We start from the raw sequence: 15,943 nt of genomic DNA on the forward strand, positions 1-15,943 counted from the left end.
CCACCTCAGTTGAAGGACGGTGGTGGCGGGATCGCCGGTGCGGCTGGGGCAGGCGCGGCCGGGGCAGGTGCCGCAGGAGCCGGTGCAGCAGGCGGCTGCGTCGGTGCGGTCTGGCCCGGGAACGCCGGCGGGGCGCCGAAGCTGGGTGCTTCCATGCTCGGAAGACCGAAGCTTGGCAGACCACCACCGTCACCGCCGAAGCTCGGGATCTCGATCTGGATCGTCGACGGATCAACCGGCGCGACATTCCCCTTGTAGCGCATTACCATGCCAGGGAAGGCGATCACGAGCGCAACCATCAGCAGTTGGACGAACACGAAGGGTGTTGCGCCCCAGTAGATCTGCCCGGTGGTCACCGGCGCGATGGTCTTTCCCGTCACGCGATCGACATAAGGCACGCGGGCCGCAACCGATCGCAGGAAGAACAAGGCAAAGCCGAACGGCGGATGCATGAAGCTGGTTTGCATGTTCACACCAAGCAGCACGCCGAACCAGATCAGATCGATCCCGAGCGAATTCGCGGCCGGCGCTAGTAGCGGCACGATGATGAAGGCGAGTTCGAAGAAGTCGAGGAAGAACGCCAGGAAGAAGACCAGGATGTTCACCACGATCAGGAAGCCCATCTGGCCGCCCGGCAGCGAAGTGAGCAGGTGCTCAACCCAAAGGTGACCGTTCACGCCATAGAAGGTGAGCGAGAAGACGCGTGCACCAAGCAGGATGAACAGCACGAAGGATGACAGCCTTGTGGTGGCGTAAAGGGCGCCTTTGACGACCTCCATGTTCAGACGGCCCTTGAAGGCTGCCAGGATCAGGGCGCCGACTGCACCCATTGCGCCACCCTCGGTCGGCGTTGCGATGCCGAGGAAGATCGTGCCAAGCACAAGGAACACCAGCGCCAAAGGCGGGATCAGGACAATGATGACCTGCTGCGCCAGTCGCGACATGATGTTGAGCCCCATTGCGCGATCAATGATCGTGAACAGGTAGATGGCCAGCACGCCCACGACCCCGCCGAGGATGTCGGCGTTCGCGCCTTGTGACTCATAAAGAAGGACATGAGCGCCGTAGCCGATTGCGGCGCAGACGACCAGGGCCACAAGAAGCGAAGTCACGCCATTGCCGAGAGTGCGCGCTTCAAGCGGCAGGGCGGGCAGCATTTGCGGCCGGAAGATCGACAAGCCGGCGATGTAGATGAGGTAAAGGCTGGTCAGCACGAGGCCGGGCACCAGCGCGCCCGAATACATGTCGCCAACCGAACGACCAAGCTGATCCGCAAGCACGATCAGCACCAGCGATGGTGGGATGATCTGCGCGAGCGTGCCGGAGGCAACGATCACGCCCGAGGCGATACGGCGATCATATCCATAGCGCAGCATGATCGGCAGCGAGATGAGCCCCATGGCGATCACCGATGCTGCCACCACGCCGGTCGTGGCAGCAAGGAGCGCGCCCACGAGGATCACGGCGTAAGCCAAACCGCCGCGGACCGGGCCGAAAAGCTGCCCAATCGTGTCGAGCAGGTCTTCCGCCATGCCGCTTTTTTCCAGCACGATCCCCATGAAAGTGAAGAAGGGGATGGCCAGCAGCGTTTCGTTGGCCATCGTGCCCCAGAAGCGGTCCGGAAGCGCGTAAAGAAGCGGCCATGACAGCGTGATGTTTCCGCCGGACAACGGTGCCAGTTCCACACCGATGAAGAAGAACAGCAGTCCGTTGGCTGCGAGCGAAAACGCGACGGGGTAGCCGAGGATCAGGAAGAAGATCAGCGAAACGAACATGATCGGCGCCATGTTCTCGGCAATCAGAGCCATCATGGACGCGCATCCTCATTGGGGGTTTCGCCGGCGAGTGCGGCGGCTCCATGGGCGGAAACAAAAGGCGAGGGATCATCTATGCGCCCGGTCATCACGGCGATTTTCTTGATGATCTCCGAGAAACCCTGCAGCCCCAGTTGAGCGAAGCCGATTAGCAGCAGGCTCTTGGCCGGCCAGATCAGAAGACCGCCGGCGCTCGAGGACACCTCGCCGTTTCGATAGGACAAAAGGAAATAGGGAATGAAGTACCAGATCATTAGAAGCACGAATGGCATCAGGAAAAAGAGATGGCCGAGGAGGTCGATCCAGTGCTGCGTACGTCGCGACCACATGCCGTAAACGATATCGACGCGGATATGCTCGTTCTGTTTCAGCGTATAAGCGGCCGCCAGCAGAAAGGCCGCACCGAACAGGTACCACTGCAGTTCAAGCCAGGCGTTCGATGACATGTTGAACGTCTTGCGCACGACCGCATTGCCGGCGCTGACGAGGATTGCAGCAAGGATCGCCCAAGCGATGGCCTTGCCGATCACCTCGTTGAGGCGATCGATGGCCCGTGACAGGGCAAGGAGAGCGGACATTTCATGACCTCCCAAACAAACATCGACGCGGTGTTCCGCGTCGGACTCCCTCCGGCGTGCAGCTTGCACGCTCAAGCTTTTGTGCCGGACGGGCTGATCGCACGGGCGACTAGCAGCTTTGCGGCGGTGGGGAAAGTGCGCCAGGGAGCGCAAACCCCAGCTATTCAGCCGGCTTGCGAGGAAGTGATCGCACCGGTGCGTCGGAGTGGTAACCGGGCTCCTGGCTTCTGCGTCATAAACACGCCCATGACTTTTGCTTCTTGCAAGCCTTGGGTGGGCGATATTGTTTGACGACCTGCGCGCGAGCCTGAACATAGTCGGCAACGGATTCCACGCTGGCACGGAAGATCGGTGCCTACGCAGAGGAGGATCTCCCAATGACGCTGCATGCCGTTTCGCTGGACGACAAGTTCGACCTGTCCAAGGAGCGCATCTTCTTGAACGGCTCACAGGCGGTTGTGCGCATGCTCCTGATGCAGCGCGAAAGCGATCGCCGCGCTGGGTACAACACGGCAGGTTTCGTTTCGGGCTACCGCGGTTCGCCGCTTGGCGGCCTCGACCAGCAATTGTGGAAAGCACGCCAGCAGCTTTCGGGGTCCGACATCGTGTTTCAGCCGGGCCTCAACGAGGAATTGGCTGCAACAGCCTGTTGGGGCACGCAGCAAACGGAACTGCTGGGCGAGGGCAAGCACGATGGGGTTTTTGCGCTCTGGTACGGCAAGGGACCCGGGGTTGACCGATCGGGCGACGTGTTCCGCCACGCCAATCTGGCCGGTTCTTCCCCGCACGGCGGTGTGCTGGCCCTGATGGGCGACGACCACACGGCAGAATCATCAACCAACGCGCATGCCACGGAGTTTCTGTTTGTTGATACGATGATCCCGATCTTCAACCCCGCCGGCGTGCAGGAGCTGATCGACTACGGCCTTTATGGCTATGCGCTATCGCGTTTTGCGGGCACCTGGGCTGCGCTGAAATGCGTGAAGGACAACATCGAGTCCACCGCCTCCGTTGATGTGTCGCTTGAGCGGCTTGGGATCGTGCTGCCGGAAATCGACTTGCCTCCAGGCGGATTGAGCATCCGTCACGAGATCGACCAGCTCGGTCAGGAAGGACGCCTGCACAACTACAAGCGTGCCGCAGCCGCGGCGTTCATTGCAGCGAACAACCTCAACCAGATCGTCTTTTCGGGCGGCGTTGACGCGAAGATCGGGATCATCACCACCGGCAAGAGTTATCTGGACGTCCGCCAGGCGCTGGAAGACATCGGCATCGACGAACGTCGCGCCAACCAGATCGGCATCCGGTTGTTCAAGATCGCCTGTCCGTGGCCGCTCGACTACCAGCACCTGCGAGAGTTTGCCCGCGGTCTCGAGATGGTGATCGTCGTGGAAGAAAAGCGCTCGCTGATCGAAACACAGGTGCGCGAAAATCTCTACGGTACGGCCAGCCAGCCGGTCGTCGTGGGCAAGCGGGACGAGCGCGGCGAAACGCTGTTTTCTCCGCAAGGGGCGCTCGATCCCAACGATATCGCCATCGCGCTCGGGGAACGGGTTTTGCGCGTGATCGGCCCGGCGGAAGACATCGCCGCCAGGGTGAACAAGCTCAAGCAGTTCCAGGCCATGCTGGCCGACACAAAGGATGTGGCCGGGCGAACGCCCTATTTCTGCTCGGGCTGCCCGCACAACTCGTCGACGAAGGTGCCGGAAGGCTCCCTTGCCGGCGGCGGCATCGGCTGCCATTTCATGGCGTTGTGGATGGACCGCTCGACGGTGGGCTTCACCGCCATGGGCGGGGAAGGCGCGCAATGGGTGGGGCAGGCACCGTTTTCCAAGCGCGAACACCTGTTCCAAAACCTCGGCGACGGCACCTATAACCATTCCGGCTCATTGGCGCTGCGCTTTGCGCTCGCGAGCGGGGCGAACATCACCTACAAGATCCTCTACAACGACGCGGTGGCCATGACCGGCGGCCAACCGCATGAGGGCAGCCTGACCCTCGACATGATCGCAGCGCAGGTTCGCGCCGAAGGTGTCCAGCGCATCGCCGTTGTGACGGACGAGCCGACGAAATATGCTGGTAAGGTTCAGTTTCCCGCCGGTGTCACCATCGATCACCGGGACGACCTTGATCGCGTGCAGCGTGATCTGCGCGAGCTGAAAGGCGTCAGCGTTCTGCTTTATGACCAGACCTGCGCCGCGGAAAAGCGCCGTCGGCGCAAGCGCGGCACATTTCCCGACCCGGACAAGCGGGTCATCATCAACGATCTCGTGTGTGAAGGCTGTGGCGACTGCGGTGTGCAGTCGAACTGCGTGTCCGTGCAGCCGCTCCAAACGGAGTTTGGTCGCAAGCGGCGCATCGACCAATCGAGCTGCAACAAGGATTTCTCCTGCGTTAAGGGCTTCTGCCCTTCCTTCGTGACGGTGCACGGGGGCAAGCTTCGCAAGACAGAAGGGCTGGCGGGGACGGAAGACCCGCTGGCCGGCGTGCCTGACCCCGAGCCGGCGGTGCTTGGAAAAAGCGGCTGGGCTGCGGTGATCGACGGTGTCGGCGGCACGGGCGTTGTTACCATCGGCGCAGTGCTCGGAATGGCAGCGCATCTCGAAGACAAGGGCTGCGGGATGATCGACATGGCCGGCCTCGCGCAAAAGGGTGGCGCCGTGTTCAGCCATGTCCGCATCGCGCCGACACCCGCCGACATCCACGCGATCCGGGTTTCCGCAGGCAAGGCAGACCTGATCCTTGGCTGCGACCTCGTTGTGTCCGGCAACAAGAAGGTGCTTTCGGCTGCTCGCGAAGGAGAGACGCTGTTTGTTGCCAACACTGCCGAGGTGATGCCCGGCGACTTCGCGCGCATGGCCGACTTCTCCCTGCCTACCGAACGGCTGAAGAAGGCGATCCGCACGGCTGTGGGCGAAGACCGCGCCTTTTTCTTTGACGCGACCCGTGCGGCTTCCGCCCTGTTCGGCAATTCGCTTGGCGCCAACATGCTGCTTCTCGGCATGGCCTTTCAGAAGGGTGGCCTGCCCTTGAGCGCGGCTGCGGTCGAAAGGGCGATCGAGCTCAACGGTGAAGCCGTGGCCATGAACATCGCCGCGTTCCGCTGGGGCCGGCGGGCGGCTTGTGACCCGGCATTTGTTCGCGACCTCGCAGACAAGCGCACAGCCGGCTCCTCAGAGCCGGCGCTTGCCCTCACGCTGGCCGAGATTGTCGAGCGGCGGGCGGCGTTTCTTGTTGGCTACCAGAACGAAGCCTATGCACGCCGCTACAAGGATCGGGTGGCGCAACTTGCCGCAGCGGAAGATCGCGTGGCGCCGAACTCCACGGTTGTGGCGGAAGCCGCCGCGCGCAGCCTGTTCAAGCTGATGGCGATCAAGGACGAGTATGAGGTTGCGCGGCTTTACACCGACGGAAGCTTCGCGCGCCAGTTGAGCAACCAGTTCAGCAGCTATGATCGGCTGGAGTTTCATCTTGCACCACCGATCCTTGGCCGGCGCGACGCGGCTGGTCGCGCGAAGAAATCGAGCTTCGGGCCTTGGATGTTGCGCGGCTTCAACGTGCTCGCCAGGCTGAAGCGCCTGCGCGGAACGCCGCTCGACCCGTTCGGCTACATGGCAGAGCGGCGCATGGAGCGCACACTGCTCGCCGACTTCGAAGCGGATCTCGATCTCATCGAGGCGCAGCTTGCACCCGGGCGCATCGAAGCTGCCGCCGCGTTGGCCTCCTTACCCCTGACCATCCGGGGCTTCGGGCACGTGAAGCACGCCAACGCCGAGAAAGCGCAAGCGGAGCGCCTTCGCTTGCGTGAACGCCTGCAAGCGGCATTGCCCGTGCAGCTTGAAGCAGCTGAATAGCCGGGGAACGACGTATTTTACCCCCGGCTAAACCTTTGTTAAGCCGGGTGTGGCAGTGTTCTGGCACCTTGGTGTGCCGGACCATGCCCAACTCAAATCCCAAAGCGATCTCGGACGATATCTATGTAGGGTTCGTCCAGTCGCTCTTCACGAATCCGGCTGTGCTCCTCGTCGGAGCCTTGTGCCACGGCCTGCTTGGCGCCTTGGTCTACCTCCGAACCGGCGACCCGATCTATGGCGTTCTGGCCCTCGTCATGTTTGCCGCGGGCGCATTCCGTTTCTGGATGGTTGGGCGTGTCGAGGAATCGACGATTGGCGATATCAAGCAAGCCATGAGGCGCGAAAAGCAGTACATTCTGCTTGGGACGCTGCAAGGCGCAGGAGTCGGTGCTTTTGCATTTGTCGCCTTTTACGTTCGCCCGGATGCCTTTGCGGAGCTAGCGGCCCTGTCCGCGGCGCTCGGCGGCGCCATCACCATCGCCGGCCGCAATTATGGCTCGCGCAAGATGGTGATGATCCTGTCCGTGACGGCCGTCGTGCCGATCTCGCTCGGCCTGATGCTGAAGGGTGACATCTTCAACATCGTTCTCGGCCTCCTGATCTTCCCGTTCATGTTCATCACGAGCAAGATCGCAGACCTTGTTCGGACGGTACTTTTCACCGCCATCGAGCAAAGCAAGCGCTCGACCAAGCTCGCGCATCAATTTGACCGGGCGTTGAACACGATGCCTGACGGTCTGATCATGTTCGACCATACCCGGCATGTGGTTGTTGCGAATACCCAAACCGCTGAAGCTCTGGGTTTCGCGTCACCGGAAACGATGACGGGGCGCACGCTCCTTAGTCTCCTGCTGCGGGCAGTGGCCGCCGGGCTGCTGGACTACAAGGAGGCACGCTACATCGAGGCGCAGCTGGCGCGGGCCCTGCAGGAAAAGCGTGACCGGAAGATCCTGGTCGGGTTTTCGGACGGACGTCACTTCGAACTGTCGGCGCGGGGCGGGTCGGACGAATTGGCGGTCGTGACCTTTGAAGACATCACAACCCGAGTCGCGGCCGAACAGAAGATCCAGCACATGGCGCGCTACGATCTCCTCACCGGCCTGCCCAATCGCGGCTACTTCAACGAACTCGTACTGCAAGCCATGGAAACGGGAACGCAGAACCGCTGTTGCGCCGTCATCATCTTTGACCTCGACGACTTCAAGACCATCAACGACACGCTGGGTCACCCTGTCGGCGATGGCCTGATTGACGCCCTAGGAAAGCGTCTTTCCGCCCTTATCGGTCCAGGCACTTTCGTTTGCCGTTTTGGCGGCGACGAATTCATGCTCTACCTGGACGATCTTTCCGACGAAGCAGAGTTGACGACCTGGCTTGATGCCATGCTCGAAAACCTGGATCAGACCGTGGACGTGTCAGGACACCGTATCCGCTGCCAGATGAGCGCTGGCGCCGTTGTTGGCACACCTGCAAAAGACAATCTGAACGACATGGTCACGCGAGCAGACCTGGCCCTCTACAGGGCGAAGGAGCTCGGCAAGAACGGTTGGCATCTGTTTGAAGCCTCGCTCGACAAGGCATTGCGCGAGCGACAGCTGATGCGCGCTGAACTCCGCGAGGCGCTTGCCGGATCTGGGCTTCACGTCGTTTACCAGCCAATCGTCTCGCTACAGACGATGCGCATCGACAGCTGTGAAGCCCTTTGCCGCTGGCAAAGCGATGTGCTCGGCACCGTTCCGCCGGCACTCTTCATCCCGCTTGCGGAAGAAATGGGAGTGATCTCCGAAATCACCGCATTCGTCTTGAACGCGGCCTGCCAGGAATGCTGCGCGTGGCCAAACGAGCTTTCCGTATCGGTCAATCTTTCCGCTTGGGACTTCGCCGATGGTGATCTGGTGAATGTCGTGAAGTCTGCCTTGGAACGGACAGGGCTGGCCTCGCACCGCCTTGAACTGGAAATCACCGAAACCGCCGTTCTCCAAGACAAAGGCGCAACGGCGGAGGTCCTGGACCAGTTGAAGGCTCTGGGCGTTAGAATTGCGCTTGATGATTTCGGAACGGGCTATTCGAGCCTCAGCTACCTGCACCGCTTGCCGCTAGACAAGATCAAGATCGACCGTTCCTTCCTTGTCGACGTCGACAGCAATGAACGATCAATGGAGCTGTTGAAGGGCGTGGTTTCACTTTCCAAAGCGCTTGGCTTGCAAGTCACCGTTGAAGGCGCTGAAACCACGGAACAGCTCAAGATGTTGTCTTCGTTGATCAAGCCTGACTTTGTGCAGGGCTTTGTCTTCGGATCAGCCCTCAGCGGCAAAGGCGTGGAGGCAATTTCGCGCTTCATCTTGCCGATCAAGAAGGATGAACCGGGGCGAGTTCCGGCCCTGACAAGCGCCTTCTGATCCGGGCCCTCTGCGAGTTAAGGTTAACGGAACGTAAATTAGCGGCTCTGCATTCACATCTATTCCTGACAGGGGGATCAAGCTACGGTCTTCCCCAGGCGGACGGACGAGGCAAGCGGCGTGCAGGCAATATTCGGGAGCGCCTCAAGCGAGGCGGCGGCATCTCCCACCGTGGGCATACAAAACTCCTTCACTAGAAACGTTTCTGCGCTTCTGGAGAAAGTGGAATACCGGCGCTGCGATAGTGGCGAAGACGCCGAAGCGATCTACCGGCTGAGATACAAAGCTTACCGTGCCTTTGGGTTCGTGTCTCCCAACGAGCGGTGCTTCACGACCGACCATCTGGACGACGCCGAAAACTGCTATCGGTTTGGCGTTTATCTTGAAGGAAATCTTGTCAGCACGGTCCGTGTCCACCACCAAACAAGGGACACGCCCGATGCGCCGGTGATGAGCGTCTTCGGGGATGTGCTGCTTCCAAGGCTGAAAGCCGGCGAAAGCTTCATTAATCCCAGTTTGCTGGCAGCGGATCCGGAGTTCACGCGTATCTACAAGGCGCTGCCTTACATCACGCTTCGCCTCGCCGTCGTGGCAAACAACTACTTCCAAACGACGAGCTGCGTTTGCATGGTTCGTGACGAACATACAGCCTTTTACCAGCGCATCTTCGGATCCGTTCAGGCTGGAGATCCGCGCAGCTATCCGCCGTTCAGCGTTCCTGTTTATCTTTATGACTCGGATTGCGCGACAAACCTGGCCAAGACGATCCAGCGCTTTCCCTTCTTCAAGGCAACGCCGCTGGAAGAGCGTTTGCTGTTCAGCAAGCGCGGGCATCAGGAACTCCCCTCCTTGACGGTTCTTCCTTCCACGAAATACATCCGGGCCGCCTGAAGCGCTCGCAGGAGCACGCCGAGGGGAGCGAACAATTGTTTCGGAGAAGCGCGGTGGGTGAAGAACTTCATGAGCGCTCGGATGCCGATGGCGCATCCGACAACGTTGCAATCCGCGACATCTCCGTCCTGTCGGACAACTGGTACACGTTGCGCAAGTACGTCCTCGACGTGAAGCGACGCGACGGCACTTGGCAGCGTCAGGAGCGGGAAGCTTACGACCGGGGCAACGGCGCCGGCGTCCTGCTTTACAACTCCCGGTCCAGGACCATCGTGCTGACGCGCCAGTTCCGCTTGCCCACCTTCGTGAACGGCGTGGAAGATGGGATGATGCTGGAAGTGCCGGCCGGTTTGCTGGACGGGCGTGATCCCGCGGAGGCGATCCGGCGCGAGGTCGAGGAAGAAACCGGCTACACCATTGAAGCGCCCGTGAAAGTAACCGACTGCTTTGCCAGCCCCGGCTCCGTAACGGAGCGGCTGCATCTCTTTGTCGCTGAATATGATCCAGCGTCTCGCCCCACGGCAGGCGGCGGACTTGCCGAGGAAGGTGAGGACATCGAAGTGGTGGAGATGGACTTCGATGCAGCACTGGCCGCCGTGGGGAGCGGTGAAATCCGCGATGCCAAGACGATCCTGCTGATCTACCACGCACGCGTTCACGGGCTTCTTTGAACCTCGTGCTCTCAGGCTCGTTGTGCGAGCAGCACATGGAGGTTCCGCATGAGTTTCGAAGCGCTGACGCTAACGCCGCTGATTTCTTTGATAGCGGGCGTGCTGATCCTGATCATGCCGCGGCTCCTGAACTACATCGTCGCGCTCTACCTCATTGTGATCGGATTGGTTGGCTTGTTTCCGCAAGTCGCAGCCTAGGCGGATCGCTCGCCGGAACTTCCAACGCGCGACAATCCGGCCATTGCCGAAGCCAACCACATTCGTTAAGGGCGAAGGCAGCAACAGGTGGGGATCGATTATGGCTGATCATGGACCAACTGGCCCTTTCGAGACAGGCGCCGAGATGGACTACAGTGAGCACGAGAGGACCTATTCGGGTTTTCTGGCGCTGGCGAAGTACGGCACGCTTTCCGTCGTCGCGCTCATGATCGCCATGGCCTTCGGCTTTTATGCCGGCGGCGGCTTCATCGCGTCCTTGATCCTGTTCGCGCTCATCTGCGGCATCGGCACCTATTTCATGCGGGCGGCCTGATTTCCCAGCCACCGGTTCTTCAACAACGGAGAGGGGGCTCGCTGTTGGCTCGGACTGTTTTCATCCCGAAGGAAGTCGATCAAGCCGAGCCGCGCGTGGCGGCATCTCCCGATACCGTGAAGCGCATGAAGGCGCTCGGGCTCGACGTCGTGGTGGAAAGCGGTGCCGGAACTGCGTCCCGCATTCCTGACGCCGAGTTCGAGAAGGCGGGAGCGAGCATCGGCAGCGCTGGCGATGCAGGCCGCGCTGACATCATTCTCAAGGTGCGCAGGCCCACCTCCGACGAGATCAGCGGCTACAGGTCCGGCACCGTTGTGATCGCCATCATGGATCCCTACGACCGGCAGGATGCCGTGGACGCCATGGGCGAGGCCGGACTTTCAGCCTTCGCGATGGAGTTCATGCCGCGCATCACGCGCGCCCAGGTCATGGACGTGCTGTCCTCCCAAGCCAATCTCGCCGGCTATCAGGCCGTGGTCGATGCGGCGGCCGTTTACGACCGCGCGCTTCCGATGATGATGACCGCCGCCGGCACCGTTCCTGCCGCCAAGGTCTTCGTGATGGGCGCAGGTGTCGCGGGACTTCAAGCCATCGCAACCGCGCGGCGGCTCGGCGCCGTGGTCACCGCAACGGACGTACGGCCAGCCGCCAAGGAGCAGGTCGCTTCCCTCGGCGCGAAGTTCGTGGCGGTGGAAGACGAGGAGTTCAAGGCCGCCGAGACTGCCGGCGGCTATGCCAAGGAAATGTCCAAGGCATACCAGGACAAGCAGGCGGCGCTGGTTGCCGAGCACATCGCCAAGCAGGACATCGTGATCACAACGGCGCTGATCCCTGGGCGTCCTGCTCCGAAGCTTGTCAGTGCTGCCATGGTTGCGGCGATGAAGCCTGGTTCGGTGATCGTCGATCTCGCGGTTGAGCGCGGCGGCAATGTCGAAGGCGCCAAGCCCGGCGAAGCAGTGACCAACGACAATGGCGTGACGATCGTCGGCTACAACAATGTTCCCGGCCGGATCGCCGCTTCCGCGTCGCTGCTTTACGCGCGCAACCTTTTTGCCTTCCTTGAAACGCTGATCGACAAAAACACCAGGGACCTCGCGATCGACCGCGACGACGAACTGGTGAAGGCCACTCTGCTGACCCATGAGGGACAGGTGGTGCACCCGAACTTCACGCGGCCGGTCGTGGAACCGAAGCCGATCATCCCCGGCCAGAACCGCGGCGACGATCCGGCAACGGATGTCAGTGCAGCACCGCAAGCATCAGAAGACAGCGAAGCGTCCACGTCCGCGAAGATGGAAGGGGGAGTGTGATGGAGAACAACTCCGTTGAAACCGCTCTTGATCAGCTCGATCGCGCCGTTGCCAACCTGCGGCTGACCCTCGACAACGCCGACAGCGTGGCTGATGCCGTGCATGTGGCGTCCGGCGGGGTTGTAGACCCGTTCGTGTTCCGGCTCGCGATCTTCGTGCTGGCGATCTTCGTCGGCTATTACGTTGTGTGGTCGGTCACGCCGGCTTTGCACACGCCGCTGATGGCGGTCACCAACGCCATCTCTTCCGTGATCGTGGTGGGGGCGCTGCTTGCCGTGGGAATTTCGGCATCAGGGCTCGCCACCGGCTTCGGCTTCATTGCGCTGGTGTTGGCCGCCGTCAACATCTTCGGCGGCTTCCTTGTGACCCAGCGCATGCTGGCGATGTACAAGAAGAAGGAGCGCTGAGCCGATGAGCGTGAACCTCGCTTCTTTTCTTTACCTCGTTTCCGGCGTCCTGTTCATCATGGCCTTGCGGGGCCTGTCTCATCCCACCACCAGCCGTCAGGGCAACACCTACGGCATGGTCGGCATGGGGATCGCGATCCTCACCACGCTGGCGCTGGCGCGCCCCACCCTGGGCGGTTTTTTCCTGATCCTTCTCGGGCTCGCCATAGGTGGCGGAGCCGGTGCGCTGATTGCGCGGCGCATCGCGATGACGTCGATGCCGCAACTGGTGGCCGCGTTCCACAGCTTGGTCGGCCTTGCTGCCGTGATGGTGGCCGCGGCCGCCATGTATGCACCTGGAAGCTTCGGCATCGGCTTGGTCGGTGCCATTCATGGCCAGGCGCTGGTGGAGATGAGCCTCGGTGTGGCGATCGGGGCGATCACCTTCACCGGCTCGGTTATCGCCTTCCTGAAGCTCGACGGACGCATGTCCGGCAAGCCGATCCTCCTGCCCATGCGCCACGTGGTCAACGCCGCACTCGGCGCGCTGCTGGTGCTTCTGATCATCCTGCTCGTCGGAACGCAAAGCTATGCCGTTTTCTGGCTGATCGTGCTTGTCTCGCTGGCGCTGGGCGTGCTGCTGATCATCCCGATCGGCGGCGCCGACATGCCGGTGGTCGTGTCCATGCTCAACTCCTATTCGGGGTGGGCTGCAGCGGCACTCGGTTTCACGCTCGGCAACCTGGCGCTCATTATCACTGGCGCGCTGGTTGGCTCATCGGGAGCAATCCTGTCCTACATCATGTGCAAGGGCATGAACCGCTCGTTTATCTCCGTCATCCTCGGTGGCTTCGGCGGCGAAACCGCTGCGGCGGTTGATGACGGCATTGAGCGCACGGTGAAGCAGGGTTCGGCCGACGACGCGGCCTACCTGATGGCGAACGCGTCCAAGGTTATCATCGTGCCCGGTTACGGCATGGCGGTGGCGCAGGCGCAGCACGCCCTTCGCGAGCTGGCCGACCGGCTGAAGGCGAATGGCGTTGAAGTAAAATATGCGATCCATCCGGTCGCGGGACGTATGCCAGGCCACATGAACGTGCTGCTTGCAGAGGCCAACGTTCCCTATGACGAGGTTTTCGAGCTCGAAGACATCAATTCGGAGTTCGCGCAGGCTGACGTTGCCTATGTAATCGGCGCAAACGACGTGACGAACCCGTCGGCACGCGACGACAAATCGTCGCCGATCTACGGGATGCCGATCCTGGACGTCGACAAGGCCAAGACGTGCTTGTTCGTGAAACGATCGCTCGGCTCCGGTTACGCCGGCATCGACAACACGCTGTTCTACAAGGACGGCACCATGATGCTGCTCGGCGATGCCAAGAAGATGACGGAAGACATCGTCAAGGCGATGGACCACTGACGAGTAAAAGGCCGGCGAAAGCCGGCCTTTTACGTTTCAGGCGCGAGGCGCCTCACTTGTAGGAATAGGTGAGCTCCAGACCGGCCACGGCCACCGCGAGGTTCAGGCCGGTTTGTGCCTGAGCGCTGAGCGGCTGCAAGGTGAAGCTTGTGCGAGGACCGCCTGTCAGCAGGTTCGCGCCTGCACCAACCACGATGCTGGCTTCGGCATTGGCACCATAGTAGTTGCCGGCCAATTCGCCTTCGCCGAGGTTATAATTCACACCAAACACGGCCCAATGAAGGTTGCCGTTCTGGGTCATGCCGAGGTCGAGGCCAAGCTTGGAGATCATCCCACTGTAGCGCTGGACCGAACCGCCGCGCGACGGGCGATATTCGCAATCCACCGCCTTGTTGGAGCCGATCACATAGCTGGTGCCGCCCTGAATGTCACAGCTGAGCACGCCAAGCTGGACGCGTTCACTCGCGGATGCAGGGACGGCGACAACGCCAGCTGCGAGCGCGGAAAGAACGAGCAAAGACTTCATGATGAAAACTCCCGATTTGAACGGGGAGTGAACTCAGCGAAGTCCGCCAGGTTCCCGGGACACGTCCGGCCGCCCATCACGATTTGCAACCGGATGTGGTTGATCCGGTTACGGTCAGCCGGTCCTGCGCGTGCGAGCGAGTCCGTCCACGGCGGGCTTGTAGTTCGGATCGAGCTGCGCTGCCCGCGCAAACGATTTGGAAGCGCGCGCGGTGTCGCCGCGCTTTTCGTAAACCAGCGCCTGATTTGCCCAGCTTTCGGCCACTTCGCCGTTGAGCTTGATGGCGACGTTGAAGTCGGCAAATGCGTTTTCATCGTCCCCGAGGGCGAGGTAGGACAGACCGCGACCATTGTAGCCATTCGGCTGGTCCGGCGCGAGCGAGATCGTGGTGGCGAAGTCCTCGATGGCGAAGTTGTGCTGGCCGCTTGTCTGATAGAGCAGACCGCGACCATTGTAAGCGCGTGGATCCGTGGTGTTCATCTGGATCGCGCGCTCATAATCCTGCAGCGCCTGGCGTGATTGCCCGGCGAGGCGGTACACGTCGCCGCGCCCGATATAGGCGACGTCGTAGCTGTTGTTGATCTGCAGCGACCGATTGTAGTCGGCAATCGCCGACGCCTGATCGCCGAGATAACGGTGGATCAGAGCCCGATTTGCATAAGCTTGGTAGAACTGCGGATTGATCGCAATCGCCTGGTCGAAATCCTTGAGCGCCTGGCGATATTCACCGGCGCGTCCATACGCCGAGCCGCGAACGTTGTAGGCTTCGGCGTCGCGCGGGTTGCGATCGATCACCGATGTCAAAGACGCGATGTTTTCACTCGATCCCTGCGCCGCCTGTATGCTGGCTACCTCACCCAAGCTCGCCGTTTGGCAGGCGCCCAAGGCGAGCACCGGCAAAAGAACCAGCAGCGGGGTTGCGCTTCGGCGTTTCAGTTGCATCGAATGATTCCACATCGGAGACTCTCTCCCCATCACGGCGTCCGCAGCGCGAACCCGAATCAAGCTCAGCCAAAGGCCAGCCTAGGCGCTTCTGGTAAACGAAAAGCGGCGGTGCGACCGATCCGTCGCGCCACCGCCTGCCTTAAGTCTCAGAAAAGCGTCGAAAAGTTGACGGGCTCAGCGCGCCGTCGGCCGAGCGGTTGCCGCAGGCTTCGGTGCTGCGATCAGACCTTCGCGCTGGGCGCGCTTGCGAGCAAGCTTGCGGGCGCGGCGCACGGCTTCCGCCTTCTCACGGGCGCGCTTTTCCGACGGCTTCTCGTAATGATCCCGCATCTTCATCTCGCGAAACACACCTTCGCGCTGAAGCTTCTTCTTGAGCGCACGCAGCGCCTGATCGACATTGTTGTCGCGAACGAGTACCTGCACGGGATCCCTGTTCCACCGGTTGGAGAGGCCAAACAAAAATTCGGCCCATGCCAAGCGGCATCGGGCCACTGCTGTCGCGTGCACACGGCCCGCGATCTTTCGCGCCATTATCAGATCGGCGAGGCAGTGTCCATCGGCTTTCCGTAACGTCGCCTCCCGCTTCTTAGCCGGGATGCGACCTCGCGAAGCAG

14 protein-coding genes are annotated in these 15,943 nt (G+C 61.3%); 9 read left to right on the plus strand and 5 right to left on the minus strand.

The window, feature by feature from the left end; all coding sequences use genetic code 11:
- Positions 1–5: 5 nt before the first annotated feature.
- Both J5Y06_RS06090 and J5Y06_RS06095 read right to left on the minus strand, forming a co-directional pair.
- Positions 6–1,811 (minus strand): TRAP transporter large permease, encoded by a 1,806-nt coding sequence (locus J5Y06_RS06090; RefSeq protein WP_209334130.1) that lies wholly within the window; start codon positions 1,809–1,811, stop codon positions 6–8.
- Positions 1,808–2,392: a TRAP transporter small permease subunit gene (locus tag J5Y06_RS06095; RefSeq protein WP_209334131.1), complete on the minus strand. Its 585-nt coding sequence runs from the start codon at positions 2,390–2,392 to the stop codon at positions 1,808–1,810. Before J5Y06_RS06095 ends, J5Y06_RS06090 begins: the two co-directional genes overlap by 4 nt.
- Before the next feature lie 377 nt (positions 2,393–2,769).
- Here J5Y06_RS06095 and J5Y06_RS06100 point away from each other — a divergent pair, with 377 nt between their 5' ends.
- The 9 genes from J5Y06_RS06100 to J5Y06_RS06140 all read left to right on the plus strand — a co-directional run bounded on the left by J5Y06_RS06100 (position 2,770) and on the right by J5Y06_RS06140 (position 13,858).
- Positions 2,770–6,246 (plus strand): indolepyruvate ferredoxin oxidoreductase family protein, encoded by a 3,477-nt coding sequence (locus J5Y06_RS06100; protein ID WP_209334132.1) that lies wholly within the window; start codon positions 2,770–2,772, stop codon positions 6,244–6,246.
- A gap of 83 nt (positions 6,247–6,329) precedes the next feature.
- Complete coding sequence (locus J5Y06_RS06105) at positions 6,330–8,645, plus strand: putative bifunctional diguanylate cyclase/phosphodiesterase (RefSeq protein ID WP_209334133.1); 2,316 nt, start codon at positions 6,330–6,332, stop codon at positions 8,643–8,645.
- Between the two features lie 222 nt (positions 8,646–8,867).
- The gene (locus J5Y06_RS06110; RefSeq protein WP_342453372.1) at positions 8,868–9,536 is read left to right on the plus strand and encodes an N-acyl amino acid synthase FeeM domain-containing protein; all 669 of its coding nucleotides are present in this window, start codon (positions 8,868–8,870) and stop codon (positions 9,534–9,536) included.
- Between the two features lie 53 nt (positions 9,537–9,589).
- Entirely contained in the window at positions 9,590–10,207 is a 618-nt protein-coding gene (locus J5Y06_RS06115) for an NUDIX domain-containing protein (RefSeq protein WP_342453373.1), read from the plus strand.
- Between the two features lie 48 nt (positions 10,208–10,255).
- Positions 10,256–10,405 carry a DUF3096 domain-containing protein gene (locus J5Y06_RS06120; protein WP_209334134.1) on the plus strand — a complete coding sequence of 50 codons (150 nt, stop codon included), beginning with the start codon at positions 10,256–10,258 and terminating at the stop codon, positions 10,403–10,405.
- 100 nt (positions 10,406–10,505) lie between these two features.
- Positions 10,506–10,739 carry an aa3-type cytochrome c oxidase subunit IV gene (locus tag J5Y06_RS06125; RefSeq protein ID WP_209334135.1) on the plus strand — a complete coding sequence of 78 codons (234 nt, stop codon included), beginning with the start codon at positions 10,506–10,508 and terminating at the stop codon, positions 10,737–10,739.
- A 44-nt stretch (positions 10,740–10,783) separates the two neighbouring features.
- Positions 10,784–12,049 carry a Re/Si-specific NAD(P)(+) transhydrogenase subunit alpha gene (locus J5Y06_RS06130; RefSeq protein WP_209334136.1) on the plus strand — a complete coding sequence of 422 codons (1,266 nt, stop codon included), beginning with the start codon at positions 10,784–10,786 and terminating at the stop codon, positions 12,047–12,049.
- On the plus strand, positions 12,049–12,456 hold the full coding sequence (locus J5Y06_RS06135) for an NAD(P) transhydrogenase subunit alpha part 2 (protein ID WP_209334137.1): 408 nt from the start codon (positions 12,049–12,051) through the stop codon (positions 12,454–12,456). Before J5Y06_RS06130 ends, J5Y06_RS06135 begins: the two co-directional genes overlap by 1 nt.
- A gap of 4 nt (positions 12,457–12,460) precedes the next feature.
- Positions 12,461–13,858 carry an NAD(P)(+) transhydrogenase (Re/Si-specific) subunit beta gene (locus J5Y06_RS06140; protein ID WP_209334138.1) on the plus strand — a complete coding sequence of 466 codons (1,398 nt, stop codon included), beginning with the start codon at positions 12,461–12,463 and terminating at the stop codon, positions 13,856–13,858.
- A 52-nt stretch (positions 13,859–13,910) separates the two neighbouring features.
- On the opposite strand, the gene J5Y06_RS06145 is transcribed toward J5Y06_RS06140, so the two are convergent.
- The 3 genes from J5Y06_RS06145 to rpsU form a co-directional block, all read right to left on the minus strand.
- Complete coding sequence (locus J5Y06_RS06145) at positions 13,911–14,384, minus strand: DUF992 domain-containing protein (protein ID WP_209334139.1); 474 nt, start codon at positions 14,382–14,384, stop codon at positions 13,911–13,913.
- 114 nt (positions 14,385–14,498) lie between these two features.
- Positions 14,499–15,326 (minus strand): tetratricopeptide repeat protein, encoded by an 828-nt coding sequence (locus J5Y06_RS06150; protein ID WP_245247578.1) that lies wholly within the window; start codon positions 15,324–15,326, stop codon positions 14,499–14,501.
- 177 nt (positions 15,327–15,503) lie between these two features.
- Positions 15,504–15,752: a 30S ribosomal protein S21 gene (rpsU, locus tag J5Y06_RS06155; protein ID WP_209334141.1), complete on the minus strand. Its 249-nt coding sequence runs from the start codon at positions 15,750–15,752 to the stop codon at positions 15,504–15,506.
- Positions 15,753–15,943 lie beyond the last annotated feature (191 nt).

The sequence above is a fragment of the Tianweitania sediminis genome (assembly GCF_017813335.1).
GTDB lineage: Bacteria > Pseudomonadota > Alphaproteobacteria > Rhizobiales > Rhizobiaceae > Tianweitania > Tianweitania sediminis.

What these genes read in the sequence shown, in the direction of transcription:
- J5Y06_RS06090 (WP_209334130.1), bottom strand. Translation starts at nt 1,811, where the DNA reads ATGATGGCTCTGATTGCCGAGAACATGGCGCCGATCATGTTCGTTTCG.
- J5Y06_RS06140 (WP_209334138.1), top strand. Translation starts at nt 12,461, where the DNA reads ATGAGCGTGAACCTCGCTTCTTTTCTTTACCTCGTTTCCGGCGTCCTG.
- J5Y06_RS06145 (WP_209334139.1), bottom strand. Translation starts at nt 14,384, where the DNA reads ATGAAGTCTTTGCTCGTTCTTTCCGCGCTCGCAGCTGGCGTTGTCGCC.
- J5Y06_RS06120 (WP_209334134.1), top strand. Translation starts at nt 10,256, where the DNA reads ATGAGTTTCGAAGCGCTGACGCTAACGCCGCTGATTTCTTTGATAGCG.
- J5Y06_RS06095 (WP_209334131.1), bottom strand. Translation starts at nt 2,392, where the DNA reads ATGTCCGCTCTCCTTGCCCTGTCACGGGCCATCGATCGCCTCAACGAG.
- J5Y06_RS06150 (WP_245247578.1), bottom strand. Translation starts at nt 15,326, where the DNA reads ATGCAACTGAAACGCCGAAGCGCAACCCCGCTGCTGGTTCTTTTGCCG.
- J5Y06_RS06105 (WP_209334133.1), top strand. Translation starts at nt 6,330, where the DNA reads ATGCCCAACTCAAATCCCAAAGCGATCTCGGACGATATCTATGTAGGG.
- J5Y06_RS06125 (WP_209334135.1), top strand. Translation starts at nt 10,506, where the DNA reads ATGGCTGATCATGGACCAACTGGCCCTTTCGAGACAGGCGCCGAGATG.
- J5Y06_RS06135 (WP_209334137.1), top strand. Translation starts at nt 12,049, where the DNA reads ATGGAGAACAACTCCGTTGAAACCGCTCTTGATCAGCTCGATCGCGCC.
- J5Y06_RS06100 (WP_209334132.1), top strand. Translation starts at nt 2,770, where the DNA reads ATGACGCTGCATGCCGTTTCGCTGGACGACAAGTTCGACCTGTCCAAG.